The following is a 22,293-nucleotide window of genomic DNA, read 5'->3' as shown; positions in this document are numbered from 1 at the left end:
AAATTAGGTAGGCTATTTTTATTTGGTCAAAGCGTTAAAGTCAATCTAAATGGCTTGTGTCACAAAGTATTTTAAACTCTAAATTTTTATTATCATCAAAATGAATGATTGTTAAACTTGTTCCGTGGACATAGGGTATATCCCATAATTTCTCAATGGGTGATTGGTTTAAATCTGCTATAATAGTTGCCAATACAACTGCGTGGGTAACAATTAATATATTACCTTCTTGATTTGATGATACTATATTTTGAATTACATGTCCTACTCTTTCTCTTAAATCGTTTAAGCTCTCAGCACGATGTGGAATATGGTCGTATAAATGTGGCGATGTCCAGAGTGATTCAAACTCGTTTTCGAAACGCTCATTAATTTCAATTTTTGTTTTCCCTTCCCAATCACCAAAATTAATTTCTTTTAAGGCATCTTCTTCAATAATTGGAATAAAGGAATTGTTCTTTAAGATATTTGCTGTTGTTACTGCACGCTTACTTGAGCTAGTATAGATTTTACGAAAATTTATGTCACTTAATTTTTTACTTAATAATTTAGCATCACGGATCCCGTTAGTCGTTAATTCGGAATCCTTCGAGCCTTGTATACGGTTTTCAACATTCCACTCTGTTTCACCATGTCTTGTTAAATAGATTGTTAGCACCTCAAAATCCCCCAGCTACATAAAAGTAAATTACTCATTATTATGTTTTTCTTCTCTTCGTTCATATAATATACCTGCAATTAAGGCAAGTAAAACATTTGTTATTAATAATGGGCTAAATCCAGATCCACAAATTATTGATAATAATAAAGCAATAATAACGAAAAGGAATGGCATATTCATTTGATTTTCTCCTTAGATAGAAACTTTTAAATNNTTTAAAAATAATTAAATTAATACTAAAAATATATTACCAATTTAATAATTTTCTAACAATTCTAAAAAAAAAAAAAACGATTCATTAGAATCAATACAGCATCAAGAAAACTCAGGCATAGTTGATGGTATTTAAATTTCCTGTTTTACTTCATATCTATTAATTAATTCGAATGGATTTACGTCATAACTTTCATATGGTATGTAATTGGCATTAAGTGCATCTAGTATTCTAGTTCTGAAATGTGGTCTTGTTACGATTTTTTCAAGCTTTATTTTTTCCAGATTCGTAAAAATAACTTCAGTTGTTTCCCCTTTTTCGATTTTTAATTCACCTGATTCATATTGCCCCCTAAAAACTACACAGATGATATTATTTTTGATATTTTGATAAATTCCAGTGACTCCAGTAAGCTTAATATTTACACCAGTTTCTTCATTTATTTCTCTATGAATAGCTTGTGCTAAATTCTCACCTTCTTCTACTTGCCCTCCAGGCATTTCCATTGTATCAGATCGATGTTCATTTCGGACTAATAATACCTCACCTAAATCATTCGTAATAAAACCACTAACAGAAACAATGTGTTTTGGTGCTTCATATGTTCCTACTAGTGAAGTTGAATGTAGAAATTCTTGATGACTTTCTATAAATAATTCACCTATTTGAGCCCTTTTCTCTTTTGCTTTTTGATGAAGCTCAGATGACCTAATCATCTTTTCAATATGCTCGTATTGTTCAAGACTCTCATATTGCCAAATCGCTTCAATTTTATCATTTGATTCATTTACCCATCTTCCAATTAACTTTGCTCCACTCATAATTTGATTTGGGAATAAATATTTATGAAAAAAATCATTGAACTTCTCTAAATTATTTGGATTTATTTTATATGATTTCTTCCTATAAATCATGTTTATTTTCAACTCCATAAAATTAATTCAGACATGAGTTTTTTGCGTAAACCTAGTTACTGATTCCTATCTTTTTAATTATCGTTCACAAAGTATTCAAAAATTTATAAGTTTAGTGACCTTTGAACAGTATAATACCAAACTTCTTCTTCTCCAAAAAAGACACCATTTGGATTAAATCCGTACTGTTTATATAAATTCATAGCTGATTTATTCTCTTTATGAACAGTTAATCGGATCTCATTGCATTGTGGGAATTTATTGACAATCCAGTTGATCATTTCGCCAAATGCTAATTTTCCATAGCCTCTACCTTGAAACTTTTTATCAATTAAAAAACCATTGATCCAATAACTATTTGTTGTATGTTCTTCAAAAGCGTTCATAATAAAGCCAACCATCTTCAGACCATCATAAATCGCAAATGGTATATATTCCACATTTTCACCATCAGGTTTTATATATATTTTTGCAATCGATACAGCAACTGAAGGGACAAAATTCACCTGGTTCTTTGAAACCCCAAGTTTAATTGCTTCTTCCCAATTTTCCCTTGTTACAATTTTTAACTGTATATTCATGGATTTCCTCCTAACAAGTTCAAAGTAATTTTTGAGAATTTCAAATCTCCTTTATCATACCACTTTTTCACTCAATTCAGAATTTTATAACATTACGGTAAATGAAATTTCCGATAAAAATGGAGAATATTTTAAAGACTTTTGGTAAAAACAACTTTGAATAGCGTTTTTTCAAATTTATTAAATCAACTTTATTTGATCAGTTTATTTATTAAATTATGAAAGGAAAATATTATGAAAAAAAGTATGATAATAACCTCGATCCTATCTGCATTTACTATTGGTTCCTTGGCAGGCATTAGTTTTAGTAAGGCTGAATTTGAAAGAAGCACACAAGAACATAATGTTATGTCGACAAATTGGTTTCAAACCTCTGCTGAAAACAAAGCTTTGCAAATTCAAATTTATAATCAAGCAACAGAAGAACTAGCAGAAATAATGGTTAAAAAGAAAGCAAACGATAAGTTGAATAAAAATGCTAAACCCGCTGCTGTCGTATTAGACATTGATGAAACGATTCTTGATAATTCCCCTGATACTGCCTGGTCTATTAAAAATAATACTTCTTACCCTCAAGGCTGGGATGAGTGGATCCATATGGCAAAAGCAGATTTAATTCCAGGTGCAAAAGATTTCTTGCTTGCAGCTAAAAAAATGAATGTTGATATTTTTTATATAACAAATCGTTCTGAAAAAACACGGAATGACACAATTAAAAATATGAAGTTACATCAATTACCAAATGTTGACTCTAACCATTTATTTTTTAAAACAGATACTGCCAAAAAAGGTCCAAGACAAGCGGTAATTGAAAAAACGCATGATATTGTTATGTTAATAGGTGATAATTCAAACGATTTAACTGATATTTTTTATAAGGCGGATTTAAAAACTCGAAAAGATAATGTAGATAAAATTGCAAATGATTTAGGTAAAAAGTATATACAACTACCAAATCCAATGTATGGTGATTGGGAAGATGCCATCTATCATTACAAACTGTCAAAAACAGATAATGAAAAAGCACTTGATCGTTATAAGGCATTACAGCCTATGAAATAGATAATTTTCAAAGGTTAAATGAGTTATTTTGAACTCATCTGACCATTTTTTGCCATTAATTTTGATTTCCCCAAAAAAAGACTGTCAATTTAGACAGCTATAGGTCTATTTTTGAACTAAACACACAAAGCTTTCACCATAAATAATAGCTCTTATTATTGAACCAGGGTATGCTCGTTACGCTTACTATTTTATCTTGTAATTTAATAAAATAGAGGATGATCGTTTGATCATCCTCTATTTATTGTACTTTGTGCATTAAATTGATAGCACATAATGCTAATTCATTTTTTTATTTTAAGTAATTCTCCTAAATAATATGGCATTTGTCGTCGCCACCAAACCCAATCATGCGAAACATCTTCGCCCCACTCATCAAACCATGCTTTAATTTGTTTCTCTTCAAATGCTTTTTTTAATGTAAAGTATGATGGCAGTCCATCCTGTTCCCAGTCACCCCGACCGGTACAAATAATGATATCTGCCGAACGATATCGATCAATAAACCAGCCGTCATTTTGATTCCATATGTAATCACTCGGTGAATTTTCATATACAAGCGGGTCGTTTCCGTAATCCCCAAAAAAGAAACGCACATCGTAAACACCGCTAAGTGCAACGGTTGTTTGGAAGACATCTGGATGTTTCAAGAAAAAGTTCAAAGCATGATATGCCCCCATGCTACAACCAGTTGTCATCATTGGATCAAACCAATCTGTTTTATGTTTAATAAACGGAATAGCTTCTGAAATCACATAACGATCATATGCTTCATGGGCTAATGCACGGTCATGCACAGGTTTTGAGTCGTGTAGCCAACTTTCGCTATCTATACTAGCAAGTGTAAAAAACTGTACTTTTCCGCATTCAATAAAGTCATGACACACATCAATCATTCCAAAATTATCGTATTCAAAATGCGTTCCTCCAGATGAAGGAAAAACTAAGATTGGCATGCCACTGTGTCCATATCTGTTCAACGGCATTTCACGTCCTAATTCGCCACTCCAATGGCTTAAATGTTCAATATGCATCTAAAAAACTCCTATTCTTATACGTTTACAAGACTATATTTTTTTCGTTTATGTACAAAACGGATAATGTCATCAACTTCTTCCTGAGAGTCTGCATTAATCGCATAAAATTGATTTCCTTGTAGTTTTGCAAACGCATCTGGTATTCGCTGTTCAAACTTCACACGATCACCAAATCGTTCATAAATAGCATTCGTATCATGTTGATACTCATATGCATCACGCTGTGTTACACCGACACAAAACTGACTAACGCCATCGGACTCTTTAAATTCTCCACCTGTAACTAAAGAAGCATACTGAGCAAATAAATCGATGGAGTACGCGAAATTGTACATATCAATCGTGTAGCCTCCAGCCAAGCGATTATTATATTCTAGTGCTACATAACTCCCATCTTCTAATTTAAAAAACTCAATATGGAAAAAACGTTCTTTCATGCCAAAAGCTTTTACAATAGCCTTCCCATAAGTTTCGAGCTTTGGATCAATTTCTTTTTGAATCACATAAGCTAAATCCAACTGACCCTTAACGAGTTCCAGAGTTGGCACATTATATGTAAAACTTGTTTGGAAAACAATGTTGCCTTTCTGATCGACTAAACCATCAAATGTACAAAGAACGCCACCTTCGACATATGGTTCTAAGAAGTACACTTGTGCTTCTCCCCATTCTTCTTCAAATTGACGAACAGCCTCTTCTGAACATAATTTAAAGGTTGCAGCTGTTCCAACTCCATTATCAGGTTTAGCGATAACTGGCAGTCCTAATTCATCAATAGCTTTAGATAAATCCTTTTTAGTTTTAACGATTCTTCCATCCACAACAGGCACACCTGCTTTTTTAAACAACTTCTTCATTTCAGATTTATATTTAACTTTTTTCAAGTCATTCGTTTTATTGCCATACACGTTGAATTGTTCACGCAACTGCGCATCAAGTTCTAGCCAGTATTCGTTATTTGATTCAATTCGATCAATTGGACCATGTTTATAAAATAAAAATGCAACAGCACGTTTCACTTCATCTACATCTTCTAAATTATTCACACGATAATATTCTGTTAAAGAGCTTTGTAATTCAGATCCTAATTGGTCATATTGCTCTTCGCCAATTCCTAAAACATTGACTCCTACGTCTTTTAAACGATGAGCAAATGCTTGAAAATTACTTGGATAATATGGTGATATCAAAATATAGTTCATAAAAAAGCTCCTTCCTAATATCGTAAAATTCTTTATTTTCAAAACTAAGATACATCTATTTTAATTTTATATCAATCTAAGCTTACAAAAATAGTAAAAAAGTGATAGATTATCCAAAGATCCAACTCTAGTCAACTAATTCAAGACCACTTCTCGCTTAAGAACTGTAAACATTCTGGCAAGTGTTTTGCCCAAGCTTTTTCATTATGTTCTTCATCTGCAAAAATATTTAAATGAATGCCATCTATCGGAATAGAGCCTTTTATCAGTTGTTTATAATACTTAAGCGAGCAATCGATATATGCTTGCTTCATATTGCCATACATTAATTGTCGATCTGTATCATCGCCTTCCTGAGTCCCAACTTGAATGTACACACGTTGTTTGGGATCCAACTCTACACTAGCAATATAATTGTCAAAGGCTTTACTTGTAATCCAATTTGCTAAAGAAAAAATGCCTAAACCACCAATTTGATCTTTATATTCAATCCCCATAAAAGCCGTGATATTTCCTCCGAGTGAACTGCCAATCATCGCTGTATGATATTTATCCGATTTAGTACGGTAATTGTTATCGATAAACGGCTTCACTACTGTCATGACAAAATCAGCAAACTCCACGCCTTTTCCACCTAGTTCAATATCTTCAGGAAGTGGGCTTTCAGTAATTTTCCAAGGCGTATATTCATTGATTCGATCTTGTTGGGCGTTATCAATCCCAACAACAATCATCTTCGGTAAATTGGGGTTTTGTTTAATTGAAGGAATTACTTTCCATGAATACCCACTATAAGATTCACTACTGTAGAAAATATTTTGTCCATCATGCATATAGACGACTGGATAATTTTCAGCCTCATCTTTATCATAATTTTTCGGCAATAAAACACGCACTCGACGTTTTTCATTTTTATAAGACATATGTAATTGATGTGTATCTAGTTTTAAATAAAAATAGGATTGATTCATTTTACCTTCCTCGCTCCTTTGATAACTTTAAATACTTCGCTACTATAAAACTTATAATCTCGCAAATCCTTCATAAAATATTTATCACACCAATTACGCCTAGGTCTGAAATTGTAATTTGTAATTATTTCAACATAAATAGATTAGATTCCTTCTTGAACAAACCTGATATCACGTGATAAAGAGAATGATCGATTAATGATCATCCTCTGATATTGTTAAACTATTGAAAAAGTTAGTCTAATATAAGATACGTTACAGCCCCATAGATATAATGAAAATTGATGCGAATTCCTGGGTAAGAGAATCATTCAATAGATGAAAATCAAGTGATGAATTACAACAAATTACAACAGTATTAGCCATTGATTTCAAATCAGCTCCCATTCTTTATTCAATTAACCTGTCAATTAATTCAAGGAGAGATAATCATCAGTCAACTTCAATAAAGCAAAAAAAATTGAATTGAAAAAGTAACTCGTGTACTCGACTAAAGTAAATATTTCAACACTGGATATTCGACAAACCAAAATTTAATATTAAAAAAATTCTTAAAAGTTTGGTTAACCGACGCTAGTTATAAGCAGGAAATTGACATCTAAATGAGGAATTTATACTGAAAACATATTATTTGTCTTCTAGTTGAGCAGGATTAAAGTAATTAAACAATTTGAAATGTCATTTTTCTTTTCTACAAAAATGACAATTTGTTTCTAATTACTAAATTAAATTCAACAATGGAGTTTTCATCTACTTACATTCGCGAAGTGTTCGTTCTAAACAATGACCCACGTTATTTTTAACCAGGATTTGTATCAGAAGATATACTCAAAGGAGATGTGACAAAATGTTAGAAGTAGGAAATTTAAAAGAAACCGAACAAACCATTTTTAATCATATTGGTCCAATCATCCATACTATTGATCGTAAGGTTGAGATTCTTACTCGACAGGAGGAACCGCTAATTGTATTACTTGGTAATGTACTAAGTGACCAAGAGTGTGATGAGCTAATCAACCATGCAAAATCACGCATGAAACGATCAAAAATTGGGTTATCTCATGAAGAAAATGAGATGCGTACAAGTAGTGGTATGTTTTTTGATGAAAGCGAAACGGAACTAATCAAACGGATTGAAAAACGAATTGAAATGATTATGAATATTCCAATCGAACATGCAGAACCTTTACAAGTCCTTCATTATGAACCTGGACAACAATATAAACCGCATTTCGATTACTTTTCCAATCATCGGACAAAAAATAATCGAATTAGTACACTCCTTCTCTATTTAAATGATGTAGAAGAAGGCGGAGAAACGATTTTTCCAGAACTTAATTATTCAGTTTCTGCAAAAAAAGGCACGGCTCTATACTTTGAATACTTTTATCAAGATGAAACAATTAATGAACTGACTATTCATGCAGGTAGTCCTGTTATTACTGGAGAAAAATGGGTTGCGACTCAATGGATGAGACGACAACGTATTCGATAATCACATAGTTTATTAAATATTAGCTAAATGGTTATGTACAACCTTTTTTATCTGATAATTCAAATAATAACAAATTTATATTAAGCATTTCTACTAATATACGGAATCAAAACAATAACAAAACGCGTGGTAGACTAACCATGCGTTTTGTTTGTATCATTTTAGTTTTCCAAGTCTACTTCATTTAAAAAATCTCTAATCACTTGTACGTACGCTTCCGGCTCTTCAACATATGGCATATGTGCACTCTTCTCGAATACATGAAATTTCCCATTTAGTGTTAATTTACTGAAGTATTCCGTTGATTTAGGAGTTGCTTCATCGTAACGTCCGCAAGTGTACATTGTAGGTACTTGAATGTCTTGTAATTGGGAAGTACAATCAAAATTCTTTAAGTTTCCTGTTACATGAAACTCCGATGGCCCCCACATAATATTGTAAACTTCTGCATTTCTATACTGTCTTCCTTCTTTTAAAAATTCTGGATATGGGTCTAATCTGCAAACAAAATGATTGTTAAATACCGCTGTAGCTTTCTTGTACTCCTCCGAATCTGTTGTTCCATTTTCTTCGCACCTTATTAATGTTTCTTGAACATCAAGCGGCAGTAATTTTCGATTGCGATCTTGATCCTCTGCCCATAATGGAGCGCTTAAGCAAGGGCTTGAGAAAATAATGCTCTTTACTCCTTTTGGTCTGGATAAATAATAAGCTGCAGCAAGAGTTGTTCCCCAGGAATGACCGAGAATGTGAAACTCAAAAAGAGAAAGCTCCTCTCGGATTTGCCCTAATTCTTCCACAAACCTATCAATATTCCATAATGAAGTTTCTGTTGGTCTGTCAGACTTTCCACATCCTAATTGATCATAAAAAATAACTGGACGATCTTCAGCTAATTCTTGTAATCCTTGCATTGAATAGTATGATGACCCAGGTCCTCCATGTAATACGATGACTGGCGTATTTTTTGAATCTTTATTATAAATCTGATACCACACATTCCCACCTGTTACTTCTATAAATCCTTCTTTTACACTCATCTTTTTCTCTCCTTTGAGACTTTAGTCTGGCTTATGAATTTCAAAGCATTATGTATTTATCTGAATTTTACCATATTTTCTATTTTTATATAACTAACCTTAAAAACTTCTAATTTATCGATCTATTAAAACTGACATATTTAAAGGAGACACTGTTGTCATGAATTTTTCTTGATTGAAATAATATAAGAAAGAAACACATCTAAAAGCCAATGGGGGCGATTAAATTGGCATATATTGAATTAGATTCGAGCACAAAACTATATTATGAAGATGTTGGAGAAGGTCAAACGGTTATATTTGTACATGGAGTTATGATGAGTAGTAAGTTTTTTCATAAACAAGTTCCATATTTTAGTAAAAATTATCGAGTGATAAGTTTAGATTTACGAGCACACGGTAAGTCTTCAAAAGTTCAATTTGGGCATACAGTTGCTCAGTATGCGCGAGATTTAAAATGCTTTATTGAAAAACTAGATTTAAAAGATGTAATATTAGTAGGCTGGTCCATGGGAGCTTTTGTATTGTGGGATTATGTAAATCAATTTGGTACTAATAACATTAAGGCGTTAACAGTTGTTGATCAATCTGCATCTGATTATATTTGGCCAGATTGGGAATTCGGGGCATTTGACTTTACGATATTAAAAAATGTAATGCAGTCAATACAGGAAGATCAGAATCAATTTAATAGTGATTTTATATATGGTATGTATAAAGATCAACCTGATCCAAAAGAACATAAATGGATATTAAAAGAAATGAATAAATTACCTGCAGCAATAGCAAGTACAATCGTATTTAATCAAACTGCAGTAGATTATCGAGATACTCTTTGCAATGTTGATATTCCTACATTAATTTGTTTTGGTAGTCATGGATTTTTTCCGTTAGCTGCTGGGGAGTATATTCAAAATAATATAAAAGGTTCTAAATTCGTTCCATTTTATAATAGTAGTCATCTTTTATTTTTAGAGGAAACAGATAAGTTTAACCAAGAACTAGATGAATTTTTTAAAGAGGTTCAAAAAGCAGGAAAAGGAAAAGCTAAACCTAGAAAAAAAGCAAAAAGAAAAGCAGAACACTAATTCATTCATAAGAAAAAGCAGGTTTAGAACCTATGGGAAATTAACTGATCCCCTTCTCTACCTGCTTTTCCCCACCTTAGCCTCACTTAAACCATCCTTTTTCTTTCGATTGTTTAATAGCTTCGATTCTATTTTTAACTTCTAATTTATCCAAAATCATAGATATATAATTTCTCACTGTTCCAGTCTTAAGGCTCAATTCGTCTGCAATTTCTTGTGTATTTTTACCATCAGCTACTAGCTCTAATACTTCTTTTTCACGGTCAGTTAACGGATTCGCCTCTGAGTATACATCATCCATTAGTTCAGGAGCATATATTCTCTTGCCTGATATAATGCTTCTAATCGAACTTGCTAACTCTTCACTTGGACTATCCTTTAATAAATAGCCTTTTACACCTGCTTTTAATGCTCTTTGGAAGTAACCAGATCTAGCAAAAGTTGTTAAAATAATAACTTTACAATCGAAAGCTTTTAATTCTTCTGCAGCCTCAAGTCCTGTTTTACTCGGCATTTCAATATCCATAATACAAATGTCAGGCTGCAATTGCTTGACTAGTTTAACTGCTTCTTCTCCGTTTGAAGCTTGACCAACAACTTCCATATCATCTTCTAAATTAAGTAAAGAACCAAGAGCACCTAAAAGCATTCGTTGGTCTTCCGCAATTACGATCCTAATCATTCTAGTTCCTCCACTTCAATTTGTTTGACATCTATTGGAACTTTCATAATTAAAGTCATACCGTTTTCACAGTTCACCTCTAACGTTCCATTCACAAATTCGAGTCGTTCCCTCATTCCAATCAACCCATAACCAGATGCAAACTTTTCTGATTTATTACACCCAACTCCATTATCTATAACAGAGAAAATGATTTCATTTTTCATTTGTTTAATGGATATTTTACATAAAGTAGCACTACTGTGTTTTACAACATTTGTTACCGCTTCCTTTAAACACATGCTGACAATATTTTCTGTAAGTAAAGATACATTTGAAAGTTGAAGGTTATCATTACATTCAAATGAAATTTCAGCAGCAAGTAAAATTTGCTTTATCCTTTTTAGTTCGTCTTTTATTCGAATCCCTCTCATTTGGGATACTATTTTTCGAACTTCATTTAAAGCTGTTCTGGCCGTTTGTTGTACATCCCTTAACTCATGTTGAGCAAGCTCTGGATCCTTTGTAATTAACTTTCGAGCTAAGTCACTTTTTAAACCGATTAGTGAAAGTTTTTGGCCGAGCGTATCATGTAAATCACGTGCAATTCTTTGACGCTCTTCTAATTTCACAAGATCCGAAATACGCTTATTTGCGTCCACTAGCTTTTCTTGCAATTGCCCTCTTTCATTTCGGCTATAAAGACTAAATGGTAACAGAATAACACTAATCCAAGTAATAATGATAAACGGTAGCTGCCTAATTAATAATTCTTCTTGAAGAATTATCGCAATATTAATCGAAATGGTAGTAATGACTAAATGAAGGATATACAAAGTTAAAAAGGTAGCTCGATCCTTTTTCTTTCCAATCATATAAGCTATGAAAAAAGCAAAATAAACATAGCTAAAAAGTATATTCATTGCAGTAGAAATAATGATTAATATTGATGACCAAAGAAAAATTGACCAGCCTTTTGATATGTATGCCAAGCGATAGACTATAAAAAATGATATTGTTAGTAAAATTCCAATTACTATTCTTAAAGTGGAATGTGCAGATAGAAAAATAAAATAAAATGGCAAAATTCCTAAAACTGTCCATATATACGGTGATATTCCAGTACTTTTTAGGAAACTTAAGTATCTTTTAAACATAAATTTACCTCATTATTATTAAGACCTAAAATGTCCTTTCTTTATCAATCTTATCATATTTTCAGTAAAGTTAATCTTTTAAAAATGTAAATTAAATACATCAAAAGTTCAGACAGTGTCTGAACTTTCGCGATTTACTTTATACAATGATTTTACATCTTTAAATCCTACAAATTGTTTTGTATCCTCATCCCATAAACGGAATTTTAAAGAAGTTAAACTAGTTTTAAGCGTAATTGTCGGTACATTTTGTAATGGAAGTGTATTGTTGTGTACATCCTCTAAGTTATAATTCGGAACTCTTGGGCTTAAATGGTGTACATGGTGATATCCAATATTACCAGTTACCCATTGCAATATTTTTGGAAGTTTATAAAACGAGCTTCCTTCTACCGCTGCTTTTACATATTCCCATTTATCATCTTCTTCAAAATAAGTGTCCTCAAATTGGTGCTGTACATAGAATAACCAAATCCCTAATACTGCTGAAACGAAAAAGATCGGACCTTCCACTAATAAATAATTTTCCCAACCAATTGTCCAACAAAATAATGCTGAAACCCCAACAATCAATATATTAGTTAAATAAGTGTTTAATCTTTCTTTTAATTTTGCATTTTTTGTATTGAAGCGATTTGCAATTAAAACGATATAAATTGGACCTAAACCAAACATAATAATTGGATTTCGGTATAGACGGTATTGTATTTTTGTCCAGAATGATGCTTGCACATACTCTTCAACCGTTAAAACCCACATATCACCAATCCCGCGTTTATCTAAATTACCACTTGTCGCATGGTGGATTGAATGACTATGCTTCCACTGACTAAATGGAAATAAAGTCACAACACCTGTAATAGTACCCAATACTTTATTTGCAGTTTTATTCTTAAAAAACGATTGATGACAACAATCATGAAAGATAATGAAGACTCTTATTAAGAATAAAGCGGCGACAAGATCGATGATGATCGTTAATGTTACTGAAACTGAAATACTCTTATAAGCAAGGTACCATAAAAGTATAAATGGAATAAACGTGTTAATCATTTGCCAAATACTAGCTTTTAAATTTGATTTTTCATAAGGGATAATTTGCTTTCGTAAACTCTTTTGATTTTCTAGTGACATTTAGAATTTCCTTCCTAATGATGTAACATAATTTTACTATATTATCCTAATTATATATGTTAATTTCCCTAGTGGTAGTAGCAGTCGTCATATACTTAATATGACAAATGTAATATTTAATAAAACGTTTACATTCTTGATTTGTACAATAAAAGCACATTAATTAGAATGTTTCATTTTCCAGTAAATATTATGGTTTTTTCATAAAAAAAAAGCAATACTCAAATAGTATTACTCCAGTGTGTAGACAAAGTCCCAAATATTTGATTTTCAGACTGATTGCAAGCGCTTGTCTTTCAAATAGTATTACACTTTGCCTTCAATAGATAGATTTTTAGTGTTCGGCCATTATTTTATTTTTTTTAATTTTACCAAAAGGTTTAAAATACGTAATGAATGTCATAAATGCTAAACAACTTAAATTAAATACTCCAGTTATGATAATGGAGAGCCAAGTTGATTTGAATGTACTTTCATCTAGAGCACTAATCCCTATCTGTTCTGCTGTTTTAACTAAATAAGAGAACCAATCATTTAAAAAGAAGATTCCAAGAAAAATTACGAAAATAGTTAATACTAGCTTAATGACAACCCAATAATATTTTACTAATCCCCACTGTGTCCATATTGATAATAAAATGCCAGTAATCAGTGTTGCTAACGCAGGGTATTTTAGTAAATTTTCATCAATAATATGCATACTCGATAATGAATAAATAAGCTGCTTTGAGTTTTGTGCATTTTTTAAATAAAAACCTAATAGGATCAAACTTAATGTACCTCCAAACCAAGCACATACTGCTAAAACATGTATACTAACTAATATATTTTTTTTCGTTAAATTAATTTTCTTTCTAGCCACTATTTTTACCTCCGTTGTTTTTAAATTTATACTATTAATGATAGTGGCAAGATATAAACCAGCTATTATCAATTTCTTAAATAATTCTTAAATAATAACTGATATGAAATCCTTTTGTATTAACATTAAAATTAAAACTAGAAACATAACAGAATTCCACTATAGAAAAAAAGAGTTAACCCTTAAGTCAATATCATTAACTTATGGGATAACCCTTTTAAAAAAATATGTTAATTAATCTTTAAAGCGATATCCCGCACCCCACACAGTCTCAATAAAGTCCGGATTTGACGGGTCGACTTCTATTTTTTCACGTATTTTACGAATATGGACAGTTACGGTCGAAATATCCCCTACTGTTTCAAATCCCCAAATTCGATCAAATAATAATTCTTTGCTAAATACTTTATTTGGATTTGAAGCTAGAAATGTAAGTAAGTTAAACTCTTTTGTCGTGAAAATTTTTTCTTCGCCATTTACAAGAACTTTTCTTGAATCCTTTTGAATCGTGAGTCCTCTTATTTGAAGTTCATCTTCATTATTTTGACCTTTACTTGCTAATCGATGATACCTTGAAAGATGAGCTTTGACTCTGGCTATTAATTCACTTGGGCTAAATGGTTTTACGATAAAATCATCTGCTCCTAATCCAAATCCCCTGATCTTATCAATATCTTCTGTTTTAGCCGAAACAATTAAAATCGGAATATCTTTGTTTTCACGGATTTTTTTACATATTTCAAAGCCATTCATTTCCGGTAGCATTAAATCGAGTAAGATTAAATCATATTCCATAGACAAAGCCTTTTGAAGTCCAATTTTCCCATTCGATTCAATTTCAACTTCAAAATCATTAATTTCTAAATAATCTCTTTGCAATAATGCGATACTTTGATCGTCTTCAATGATTAAAACCTTTTTCATTATGTCACCTTTGATTTTGATTTCTTATCTAATGAAAGAAAAATATTTGTATATTTACCGATTTCACTTTCTGCCCATATTTCTCCACCGTGCTCTTCTATTATTCTTTTTGCAATGGCTAGTCCTAATCCTGTACCACCGGTTGATAAATTTCTTGAAGGGTCAGCGCGATAAAATCGATCAAAAATAAATGGAAGTGCATCTTTAGAAATGCCTTTTCCATTATCATGAAATTGTATGGTTATCTTTTCCTGATCTTCTATTAATTTTATGGAGATCTGTTTCTCATCTTTATCCATGTATTTCAAACTATTTTGAATAATATTTGTCATCACACGTTTAAATTGTTCTCGGTCCATAAGAATAATACAATTCAGTCTTTCCACATGACTACTATATGAAATGCTTACATTTATCGGATCTAAATCAAATTTTAACTCCTCAATACGATCCACTAAATAGTCATGTATATTTACCTCTTCGAAATGAAAGGGCACTCGTTTTAAATCCAACTTTGAATAAAGGAATAATTCATTTATCAAATGGTCCATATCCAAAGTTTTCAAATAGATTGTTTCAATATATCGCTCCATTTTTTCTGGCGTATTCGCTACACCATCTTTTATCCCTTCAATATAGCCTTTAATTGAAGTAATCGGTGTCTTCAAATCATGTGAGATATTCGCAATTAATTCTTTACGATTCTCTTCATATTTTTTCTGCATTTCAGCTGACTCTTTTAAATTTCTCCTCATTAATTCAAAACTAACTGCCAATTGACCGAGTTCATCTTTATTTAATGGTTTCACTTCGAAATCCAAATTTCCTTCACTAATCTGTTTAGCAGCAATTGAAAGATTTTTAACTGGTCTTAGTATGCTTTTTGAAACAAAATAGGAGAGTACTCCATTTGTAATTGCAAAAATTGGGACAATGATTCCGAATCGAAAAAAATAAAATGAACGGGGAGGATGTCCACTAAATTTAGGCTCTAAAACTTTATAGTAAAATACACCGAGCAAAATCTCGATGAGAATAAAAGAAAAAATCGGAATGACGATCATTGCAATATTTGATAAGATTAACCGTTTTCGAATCGACAAATTAGCCTCCAACTTTCAAAAAATTATGAACTACTTAGTATATTTCCCATTTAATATTTTAAAGGCCTAATTATAATTCAGAAAAATTAATTACCTATTATTAAATTCTTAAATAATTCTTAAATTATACACAATCAGAGTAATACAAGTCTAAGTCATAAATAGAAAAAGTGTGACACATTCAATTAGTGTCACACTTTTCAAAGAATCGATCCATGTACTGCTACTAATGATCTTAATTCACGATATCTGCTTAGTAATTTCTGGGCTAGCTAACACGATTAATTGATCCATACCTGGGTGCCACCTTTTACTAATGGAAAAATAAATCAAGCGTTTTTATCTATGTTTCAATCAGCTCAATTTTCTCCCCTCTAATAATTAGTTCATCCAATGTACATTCTGCCAAAGAAGCTAAAGCGACTAATGTTCTTACTTCTAAACGACCAATCTGAATTTTTCCAGTACATAAGTTTGAAGTCAAAAAGAATGACCTTATTCATTTATTTTTAGCTCTAATTACTTTAAAATTCACGAAACTAAATCAACTTCATCAAATGGTTATTTGACCTTCAGCCCAAACAAAAACTAGTAAATATCATACTTTAATAAGGATTAAACTAAAAAGGAGTTGATATAATGAACTTTTTCCCTCAATATAGAACATTTCCAGGATTCCCAGGACAACCGGGTGGCTTTCCGGGGCAACCAGGTGGATTCCCAGGCTTTCCAGGACAACCGGGTGGAGGAGGTCAAGCTCAAGGTCAACCTACTGCACCACCACCTTCATTCACACCAACCCAACAACAGGCTACAGCATTCGCGGTAGATCCTGGCGCAATTGCTGGTTGCCGATTTAGAAATACTTATGTTTGGTTGAATAATGGAGAACAATTTTGGTACTTTCCAACCTTCGTAGGTAGACATTCAGTTGCTGGCTGGAGATGGATTGGCTGGAGATGGGTTTTCTTTGGAATTGATACAAATCGAATTAGATCGTTTACGTGTTTCTAAAAACTATAGCTACTTTAGAAAAAGCCTTGTGGGGAACTTCACAAGGCTTTCTATGCTTTTACATACTTCAAACATTATGATTTTCTAAGAAATAAGCCCATCATTAATGTATTACAATATTTCCCATTAATAAAAGTATCTTCTTTCATTACACCTTCAATTTCAAATCCTAAATTTTTATACAATTGAATGGCTTTATGATTATCTTCGTTTGTAACAAGTTGAATTTTTCTAGTTAGATCATTTTGTTTAGCCCAATTAATTAAAGAATTCATCAGTAACTTCCCTAAGCTTAGTCCCCAATATTCTTTTTTAATGACGATGCCTAAAGTCCCTACATGCTTTGTTCGTTCCTTTTGACTAGAATTAATTGAACCGATACTTATTATTTGATCATTTATAGTGACTAATAATATGATTGAATTTTTTTCATTAAACGTATTTTCTAAAAATATTTGATATTCTACTTCATCTCTTTTAAATTCATTTCCTCCAAATGATAGGAAATTCGTTTCTCCACCTACTATATTATAAAAATCAATAATTGATCTAGCGTCTTCTCTCATTGCTTGACGAACTTTAACTACTTCACCATTTTTTAAAATTAATTCAAACATTATAAAACTCCTTTACAAATTAAAAATGGCCGCTATGCAGCCAGTATTATTACTAATATTCTTACTAAATAGTATCATATAACCATTAAAAATCCATTTTATTCTGGGCGATTTTTCTCTTCTCACTAGTTAAAACAACTAAAAGTGCTCCACCTAATACAACGGTACCACCTATGATTTGAAGAAAACTCATATTTTCGTGAAATAGTATCGTTGAGAATGTAATTGTTACAACAGGCTCAACCATACTTAATACTGCTCCTTTTGTAGGTCCAATAAGTTTTACACCTGCAAAGAATGTACCCATCGATATTACACTTGAAATAATTGAAATACCGAAAATAGAAACCCAGCCTGTCAAATTAAAATGAATGTGAATCGTACTTGTCGAAACTCCGACTAACAAAAATGAAATTGAAGCGAATAAAGATATATATGCACTTGTTACTAGAGGAGGCACTTCAATAGAGACCCTTCCACCAACAATTATATAGATTGAATAAACGATTGCTGCAGCTAATGCTAATATGATTCCAAATAGATTCATATTTTCTGCTGGAGCTCCTAACACAAGTACAATTCCGACTAACGAAAGTAAAATTGATATAATTATATTTTTAGTTAATTGTTCCTTGTTTATAAAAAATGACAGCATTGCAACAAAAACTGGATATAAATATAATATTAACGCCGCTAACGAGGCTGGTATGTATTTTACTGAACTAAAGTAAAAACTTGATTGAAGCATATAAAGAACCCCACCTAGCAGGACAAACAATAACAACTGTTTTTTAGTAATCGCAACTAATTTTTTACTAAAAACTAAGTAACTAAAAAACATAATTGTTGCAAATGTAAATCTTAAAAATAATAATGTATTCACACTTACATTTTGATCATAAGCATAAAGTGCAAAAATAGGCATTAATCCGAACGCTGTTGCAGATATTAAAATGAAAAGATAACCTAAGTACAAATCAATATTCCCCTTTCTATTTTATTTATTGGAATATTATAATTATTAGATAACAGTTTAACATAAATCGCTATTTCAATCTCTACCCAATTACAAATGTTCATAAATATTAATAGCTCTATATAAAAGGAAGTGATTAAAGTGGAATTATTGGGAATTCATCATGTTTCACTACTTACTACAATGCCTGAAAAAAATTACGAGTTTTACACAAAGGTATTAGGGATGAGACTTGTTAAAAAAACTGTAAATCAAGATAATACTTCTAGTTACCATTTATTTTATGGTGATGCAAAAGCAAATCCTGGTACTGAAATAACCTTTTTTGATATCCCTAATCTAGGACATACATATCCTGGTCACTCTATGATCTCTTCAACTTCATTAAGAGTAGCTTCGACTGATTCATTACAATATTGGAAGGATCGCTTTATAAAACTTAACATCTCACATGATGAAATTATTAAAAGAGCAAATCGAGATACACTTGCATTTCAAGATTTTGAAGGGACAAGATTAATTTTAGTCGCTGATAATAGTGAAAATGGAGTTGCTCCAGGTACTCCTTGGAATCAATCAGATATCCCAACTGAACATGGAATTCTTGGCTTAGGTCCAGTAACTTTAACAGTAAAAGATTCGTTATTAACGAGCAAAACTTTAACAGAAGTTTTAGGATTTAGACTGAAAGGAACATATCCTTCGACGGAAGGAGATTTTGCAAATATAGAAGTTTATGAAACTGGATTAGGTGGTTCTGGTGCAGAAGTTCACATAGAAGTAAGACCAGACTTACCAAGAGCTAGACCTGGTAGAGGTAGTGTACATCATGTCGCTTTTCGAGTACCGACTATTGATGAATATAATCAATGGGCCGACAAAATTAACTCCCTTGGCATTACTAATTCAGGGAAAGTAGAACGCTACTATTTTAAAGCACTCTATTTTAGAGAACCAAATCATATTTTATTCGAATTATCCACTGATACACCAGGATTTGATGTCGATGAGCATGTTGATACTTTAGGAGAACGTCTAGCATTGCCTCCATTTCTAGAACCTAAACGAGCTGAAATCGAAGCAAGCTTACGTCCTTTAGACTTAGATAATAATTTATAAGAATAGATAACAACTCAATATGATCAATTAGAAAACTCACTAGTTATCTTTGTAGTGAGTTTTCGTTTTTAACAAAATCCTGTACTTTATGATCAAAGTTCTCTGCTTTATGAACAAATTTCCGTGTTTATGAACAATCTCCTGTGCTTTATGACCGATCTCCCAAGCTTTATGAACGAACTCCCGTGGTTTATGAACATATTCCCGTGCTTTATGAACAATTCCCAGTGCTTTATGAACAAACTCCCATACTTTATGAACAAAGTTCACAACACTATGATTAATGTACATATTGTGTTCGTATACTTTTAATTCTGCGACGAAAAAAGGAAGTCCCACAACGAGACTTCCCCTTTCATTAAATAAAGATATCTAAAACTAATGTTAGTCCGAACGCTACAAACGAAAGAAGCGTTTCCATCACTGTCCATGTTTTGAATGTTTCTTTTACAGTTAAACCTAAGTATTCTTTTACTAACCAGAAACCTGCGTCATTTACGTGTGAGAACATTAATGAACCTGCTCCTGTCGCAATTACTAGTAATTCTAAGTTAACGCCTGTCATATTTGCCACTACTGGTGAGACAATTCCTGCTGCAGTAGTTAACGCAACTGTCGCTGAACCAGTAGCAATTCTTATTAACCCTGCTACTAAAAATGCAAGGACGATTGGTGATAATGACATTTGCTCAGCCATTGTTGCAATGGCAGTACCTACGCCGCTTTCAATTAGAATTTGCTTAAATGCTCCACCAGCACCAATGATTAGAATAATTGATGCTAAAGGTGTTAAACATTCATCGGTTAATTTTTTGATTAAAGTTTTGTCCATTCCTTGACGGTACCCTAATAAATAGTACGCTGCAAAACAAGAGATTAATAGAGCAATTACAGGGCTACCAATTAAAATTAGGAATTTAGCAATCGCACTTGGTAAAGATAGATATGGTGTAATAACCGTTAATATCATTAGTAAAACAGGAAGTAAAATGATGAAAAATGATACGCCTGTACTTGGTAAAGCATTTGATTTTGTTTCAACTCTTATTAATTCTGGTTCACCAACAGGTGTTACGCGTTTGTGAATCCACTTTGAGAAAATCGGTCCTGCAATGACTGCAGTTGGAAAAGCAATGATTAATGAATAAAGTAGGACTCGTCCTAAGTCTGCGTTATAAATACCAATCGCTGTCATTGCACCAGGATGTGGCGGAACTAAACCATGTACAATTGATAAACCGGCAAGTACTGGAATACCAATTAATAATATATTTGAATTAGTAGATTTACGAATTGATATAACAAGAGGTAGTAAGATTACTAGACCTACCTCAAAAAACACTGGAATTCCAATAATAAATCCTGAAAGCAACATTGCCCATGGTAGGTTTTTCACGCCAAATTTTTTGATAAAGAAATCAGCAACTTGCATACCAGCTCCAGAATCAGACATCATTTTCCCTAAAATTGTACCTAATGCTAAAATCCCAACAAGATGTCCGAGAACGGCTCCAACTCCTGTTTCATAAGCAATTACAATTTTATCCATTGAAACGCCAGAAAAGACAGCTAGAAAAAGACCTGCTACTGATAAACTAATAAATGCATGCCATTTCCACCACGATACACCTAAAATAACGATAACGATCGCTACTAATGTGATTCCAATCAAATATAAATCCATTATTTCACACTCTCCCTTAGTAATCGCTTACATTTTGTACAAAGAAGATAAATTACTGTGTTGTATCATTGTAAGTTACAATGTAATTTTGTTTAGCAGTATTATAAAAACCTTCGCTATACTCTAATACATTTCCATCTTCATCACTAGAACGACGAATTCGTTTTAGTGTAGTTGTGCCTTTTTCTAAATTTAATATTTCACAAACATGATTTGGAGCAACTGCTACCGCAAACTCATCTCGGAAAGATTCAAGTCGGATATTATTTTCTTCTAAAAAACGATATAACGAACTGATCTGAATTTCTTCTATTTCTTCTTCAGTTATTTCTAATGATATATAGTGTGTAAAGTGAATATAAGGTTCATTATCCAGTAAATAAATTCGTTCAATTTGTACATATTTATCACCAAATAATGCATAAGGTGTAAAGTCTGTCTCCATTTCAGGCTTTTTTATACTCAGCACTTTTTTAGTAATATGGTGCCCTTCTTCTACCAATATTTCTGTAAAACGTTTCCCTTTTGAAAGTTTTGCACTCGTAACATTTGCAATAACCTTCGTTCCTTTTCCACTTTTCTTTTCTAAATATCCTTCTTGCACAAGTTCTTTAATGGCATTTCTAATCGTAATTTTACTTACACTAAACTCTTCTTCTAATTGAGGTTCAGAGGGAATGTTTTCGTGAATTGGATAAACTCCATGTAAAATTCGATCCTTTATCATTTCTTTAATTTGTAAGTATAACGGTCCTTTTTTACGATTCACATTCATTC

General features: G+C 32.1%; 24 protein-coding genes. 5 read left to right on the top strand and 19 right to left on the bottom strand.

Going from position 1 to position 22,293, the window contains the following annotated elements; translation table 11 throughout:
• Nucleotides 1–40: 40 nt before the first annotated feature.
• The 4 genes from COC46_RS19330 to COC46_RS19320 all read right to left on the bottom strand — a co-directional run bounded on the left by COC46_RS19330 (nt 41) and on the right by COC46_RS19320 (nt 2,370).
• Nucleotides 41–658, bottom strand: a complete 618-nt coding sequence (locus tag COC46_RS19330; protein ID WP_176545230.1) for a histidine phosphatase family protein — start codon at nt 656–658, stop codon at nt 41–43.
• Nucleotides 659–688: 30 nt separating this feature from the next.
• A complete protein-coding gene (locus tag COC46_RS22410; RefSeq protein WP_176545229.1) occupies nt 689–841 on the bottom strand; it encodes a hypothetical protein in 153 nt (50 codons plus the stop codon).
• A gap of 165 nt (nt 842–1,006) precedes the next feature.
• On the bottom strand, nt 1,007–1,789 hold the full coding sequence (locus tag COC46_RS19325) for an NUDIX domain-containing protein (protein WP_176545228.1): 783 nt from the start codon (nt 1,787–1,789) through the stop codon (nt 1,007–1,009).
• A 104-nt stretch (nt 1,790–1,893) separates the two neighbouring features.
• Entirely contained in the window at nt 1,894–2,370 is a 477-nt protein-coding gene (locus COC46_RS19320) for a GNAT family N-acetyltransferase (protein WP_098811539.1), read from the bottom strand.
• Between the two features lie 234 nt (nt 2,371–2,604).
• Here COC46_RS19320 and COC46_RS19315 point away from each other — a divergent pair, with 234 nt between their 5' ends.
• Nucleotides 2,605–3,432, top strand: coding sequence for a 5'-nucleotidase, lipoprotein e(P4) family (locus COC46_RS19315; protein ID WP_098811538.1), 828 nt, complete (start codon nt 2,605–2,607; stop codon nt 3,430–3,432).
• 284 nt (nt 3,433–3,716) lie between these two features.
• Here COC46_RS19315 and COC46_RS19310 read toward each other — a convergent pair whose 3' ends face one another.
• From COC46_RS19310 to COC46_RS19300, 3 genes are all read right to left on the bottom strand, one after another.
• Nucleotides 3,717–4,466, bottom strand: coding sequence for an esterase family protein (locus tag COC46_RS19310; RefSeq protein WP_098811537.1), 750 nt, complete (start codon nt 4,464–4,466; stop codon nt 3,717–3,719).
• A gap of 17 nt (nt 4,467–4,483) precedes the next feature.
• On the bottom strand, nt 4,484–5,671 hold the full coding sequence (locus COC46_RS19305) for an ATP-grasp domain-containing protein (protein ID WP_098811536.1): 1,188 nt from the start codon (nt 5,669–5,671) through the stop codon (nt 4,484–4,486).
• Between the two features lie 140 nt (nt 5,672–5,811).
• Nucleotides 5,812–6,642 (bottom strand): alpha/beta hydrolase, encoded by an 831-nt coding sequence (locus tag COC46_RS19300; protein ID WP_098811535.1) that lies wholly within the window; start codon nt 6,640–6,642, stop codon nt 5,812–5,814.
• 847 nt (nt 6,643–7,489) lie between these two features.
• Here COC46_RS19300 and COC46_RS19295 point away from each other — a divergent pair.
• The gene (locus COC46_RS19295; protein WP_098811534.1) at nt 7,490–8,137 is read left to right on the top strand and encodes a 2OG-Fe(II) oxygenase; all 648 of its coding nucleotides are present in this window, start codon (nt 7,490–7,492) and stop codon (nt 8,135–8,137) included.
• 161 nt (nt 8,138–8,298) lie between these two features.
• Here COC46_RS19295 and COC46_RS19290 read toward each other — a convergent pair whose 3' ends face one another.
• Nucleotides 8,299–9,177: a proline iminopeptidase-family hydrolase gene (locus COC46_RS19290; RefSeq protein WP_098811533.1), complete on the bottom strand. Its 879-nt coding sequence runs from the start codon at nt 9,175–9,177 to the stop codon at nt 8,299–8,301.
• A gap of 227 nt (nt 9,178–9,404) precedes the next feature.
• Between COC46_RS19290 and COC46_RS19285 the strand changes: the two genes are divergently transcribed.
• Nucleotides 9,405–10,265 (top strand): alpha/beta fold hydrolase, encoded by an 861-nt coding sequence (locus COC46_RS19285; RefSeq protein WP_098811532.1) that lies wholly within the window; start codon nt 9,405–9,407, stop codon nt 10,263–10,265.
• 82 nt (nt 10,266–10,347) lie between these two features.
• Here COC46_RS19285 and COC46_RS19280 read toward each other — a convergent pair whose 3' ends face one another.
• The 7 genes from COC46_RS19280 to COC46_RS22405 form a co-directional block, all read right to left on the bottom strand.
• Nucleotides 10,348–10,947 carry a response regulator transcription factor gene (locus COC46_RS19280; protein WP_098811531.1) on the bottom strand — a complete coding sequence of 200 codons (600 nt, stop codon included), beginning with the start codon at nt 10,945–10,947 and terminating at the stop codon, nt 10,348–10,350.
• Nucleotides 10,944–12,083, bottom strand: coding sequence for a sensor histidine kinase (locus COC46_RS19275; RefSeq protein WP_098811530.1), 1,140 nt, complete (start codon nt 12,081–12,083; stop codon nt 10,944–10,946). The genes COC46_RS19280 and COC46_RS19275 overlap by 4 nt, the downstream gene beginning before the upstream one ends.
• A 108-nt stretch (nt 12,084–12,191) precedes the next feature.
• Nucleotides 12,192–13,217, bottom strand: a complete 1,026-nt coding sequence (desA, locus tag COC46_RS19270; RefSeq protein ID WP_098811529.1) for a Delta(5) desaturase DesA — start codon at nt 13,215–13,217, stop codon at nt 12,192–12,194.
• Between the two features lie 334 nt (nt 13,218–13,551).
• Complete coding sequence (locus tag COC46_RS19265) at nt 13,552–14,079, bottom strand: hypothetical protein (RefSeq protein ID WP_098811528.1); 528 nt, start codon at nt 14,077–14,079, stop codon at nt 13,552–13,554.
• A 234-nt stretch (nt 14,080–14,313) separates the two neighbouring features.
• Nucleotides 14,314–15,003, bottom strand: a complete 690-nt coding sequence (locus COC46_RS19260; protein WP_098811527.1) for a response regulator transcription factor — start codon at nt 15,001–15,003, stop codon at nt 14,314–14,316.
• On the bottom strand, nt 15,003–16,106 hold the full coding sequence (locus COC46_RS19255) for a sensor histidine kinase (protein WP_098811526.1): 1,104 nt from the start codon (nt 16,104–16,106) through the stop codon (nt 15,003–15,005). Before COC46_RS19255 ends, COC46_RS19260 begins: the two co-directional genes overlap by 1 nt.
• A 343-nt stretch (nt 16,107–16,449) precedes the next feature.
• Complete coding sequence (locus COC46_RS22405; RefSeq protein ID WP_176545223.1) at nt 16,450–16,590, bottom strand: hypothetical protein; 141 nt, start codon at nt 16,588–16,590, stop codon at nt 16,450–16,452.
• Between the two features lie 155 nt (nt 16,591–16,745).
• Here COC46_RS22405 and COC46_RS19250 point away from each other — a divergent pair, with 155 nt between their 5' ends.
• Entirely contained in the window at nt 16,746–17,120 is a 375-nt protein-coding gene (locus COC46_RS19250) for a transporter (protein WP_098811525.1), read from the top strand.
• A gap of 74 nt (nt 17,121–17,194) precedes the next feature.
• Here the strand turns inward: COC46_RS19250 and COC46_RS19245 are convergent, their stop codons facing one another.
• Complete coding sequence (locus COC46_RS19245; RefSeq protein ID WP_098811524.1) at nt 17,195–17,737, bottom strand: GNAT family N-acetyltransferase; 543 nt, start codon at nt 17,735–17,737, stop codon at nt 17,195–17,197.
• 85 nt (nt 17,738–17,822) lie between these two features.
• Nucleotides 17,823–18,713 carry a DMT family transporter gene (locus COC46_RS19240; RefSeq protein ID WP_098811523.1) on the bottom strand — a complete coding sequence of 297 codons (891 nt, stop codon included), beginning with the start codon at nt 18,711–18,713 and terminating at the stop codon, nt 17,823–17,825.
• Nucleotides 18,714–18,854: 141 nt separating this feature from the next.
• Here COC46_RS19240 and COC46_RS19235 point away from each other — a divergent pair, with 141 nt between their 5' ends.
• Nucleotides 18,855–19,832 carry a ring-cleaving dioxygenase gene (locus COC46_RS19235; RefSeq protein ID WP_098811522.1) on the top strand — a complete coding sequence of 326 codons (978 nt, stop codon included), beginning with the start codon at nt 18,855–18,857 and terminating at the stop codon, nt 19,830–19,832.
• Between the two features lie 358 nt (nt 19,833–20,190).
• Here COC46_RS19235 and COC46_RS19225 read toward each other — a convergent pair whose 3' ends face one another.
• Both COC46_RS19225 and COC46_RS19220 read right to left on the bottom strand, forming a co-directional pair.
• Entirely contained in the window at nt 20,191–21,516 is a 1,326-nt protein-coding gene (locus COC46_RS19225; protein ID WP_098811520.1) for a GntT/GntP/DsdX family permease, read from the bottom strand.
• 52 nt (nt 21,517–21,568) lie between these two features.
• The gene (locus tag COC46_RS19220) at nt 21,569–22,291 is read right to left on the bottom strand and encodes a GntR family transcriptional regulator (protein WP_098811519.1); all 723 of its coding nucleotides are present in this window, start codon (nt 22,289–22,291) and stop codon (nt 21,569–21,571) included.
• Between the last annotated feature and the right edge of the window lie 2 nt (nt 22,292–22,293).

The organism is Bacillus sp. AFS041924 (assembly GCF_002577195.1).
GTDB lineage: Bacteria > Bacillota > Bacilli > Bacillales > Bacillaceae_G > Gottfriedia.
Note: the sequence above shows the minus strand (reverse complement) of the source record. Positions and strands in the feature narration are given on the sequence as shown.

Excerpts from the sequence above, each read along its gene's own strand:
- COC46_RS22410 (WP_176545229.1), bottom strand. The coding sequence starts at position 841 with ATGAATATGCCATTCCTTTTCGTTATTATTGCTTTATTATTATCAATA.
- COC46_RS19325 (WP_176545228.1), bottom strand. The coding sequence starts at position 1,789 with ATGATTTATAGGAAGAAATCATATAAAATAAATCCAAATAATTTAGAG.
- COC46_RS19320 (WP_098811539.1), bottom strand. The coding sequence starts at position 2,370 with ATGAATATACAGTTAAAAATTGTAACAAGGGAAAATTGGGAAGAAGCA.
- COC46_RS19315 (WP_098811538.1), top strand. The coding sequence starts at position 2,605 with ATGAAAAAAAGTATGATAATAACCTCGATCCTATCTGCATTTACTATT.
- COC46_RS19310 (WP_098811537.1), bottom strand. The coding sequence starts at position 4,466 with ATGCATATTGAACATTTAAGCCATTGGAGTGGCGAATTAGGACGTGAA.
- COC46_RS19305 (WP_098811536.1), bottom strand. The coding sequence starts at position 5,671 with ATGAACTATATTTTGATATCACCATATTATCCAAGTAATTTTCAAGCA.
- COC46_RS19300 (WP_098811535.1), bottom strand. The coding sequence starts at position 6,642 with ATGAATCAATCCTATTTTTATTTAAAACTAGATACACATCAATTACAT.
- COC46_RS19295 (WP_098811534.1), top strand. The coding sequence starts at position 7,490 with ATGTTAGAAGTAGGAAATTTAAAAGAAACCGAACAAACCATTTTTAAT.
- COC46_RS19290 (WP_098811533.1), bottom strand. The coding sequence starts at position 9,177 with ATGAGTGTAAAAGAAGGATTTATAGAAGTAACAGGTGGGAATGTGTGG.
- COC46_RS19280 (WP_098811531.1), bottom strand. The coding sequence starts at position 10,947 with ATGATTAGGATCGTAATTGCGGAAGACCAACGAATGCTTTTAGGTGCT.
- COC46_RS19275 (WP_098811530.1), bottom strand. The coding sequence starts at position 12,083 with ATGTTTAAAAGATACTTAAGTTTCCTAAAAAGTACTGGAATATCACCG.
- desA (WP_098811529.1), bottom strand. The coding sequence starts at position 13,217 with ATGTCACTAGAAAATCAAAAGAGTTTACGAAAGCAAATTATCCCTTAT.
- COC46_RS19260 (WP_098811527.1), bottom strand. The coding sequence starts at position 15,003 with ATGAAAAAGGTTTTAATCATTGAAGACGATCAAAGTATCGCATTATTG.
- COC46_RS19250 (WP_098811525.1), top strand. The coding sequence starts at position 16,746 with ATGAACTTTTTCCCTCAATATAGAACATTTCCAGGATTCCCAGGACAA.
- COC46_RS19245 (WP_098811524.1), bottom strand. The coding sequence starts at position 17,737 with ATGTTTGAATTAATTTTAAAAAATGGTGAAGTAGTTAAAGTTCGTCAA.
- COC46_RS19225 (WP_098811520.1), bottom strand. The coding sequence starts at position 21,516 with ATGGATTTATATTTGATTGGAATCACATTAGTAGCGATCGTTATCGTT.
- COC46_RS19220 (WP_098811519.1), bottom strand. The coding sequence starts at position 22,291 with ATGAATGTGAATCGTAAAAAAGGACCGTTATACTTACAAATTAAAGAA.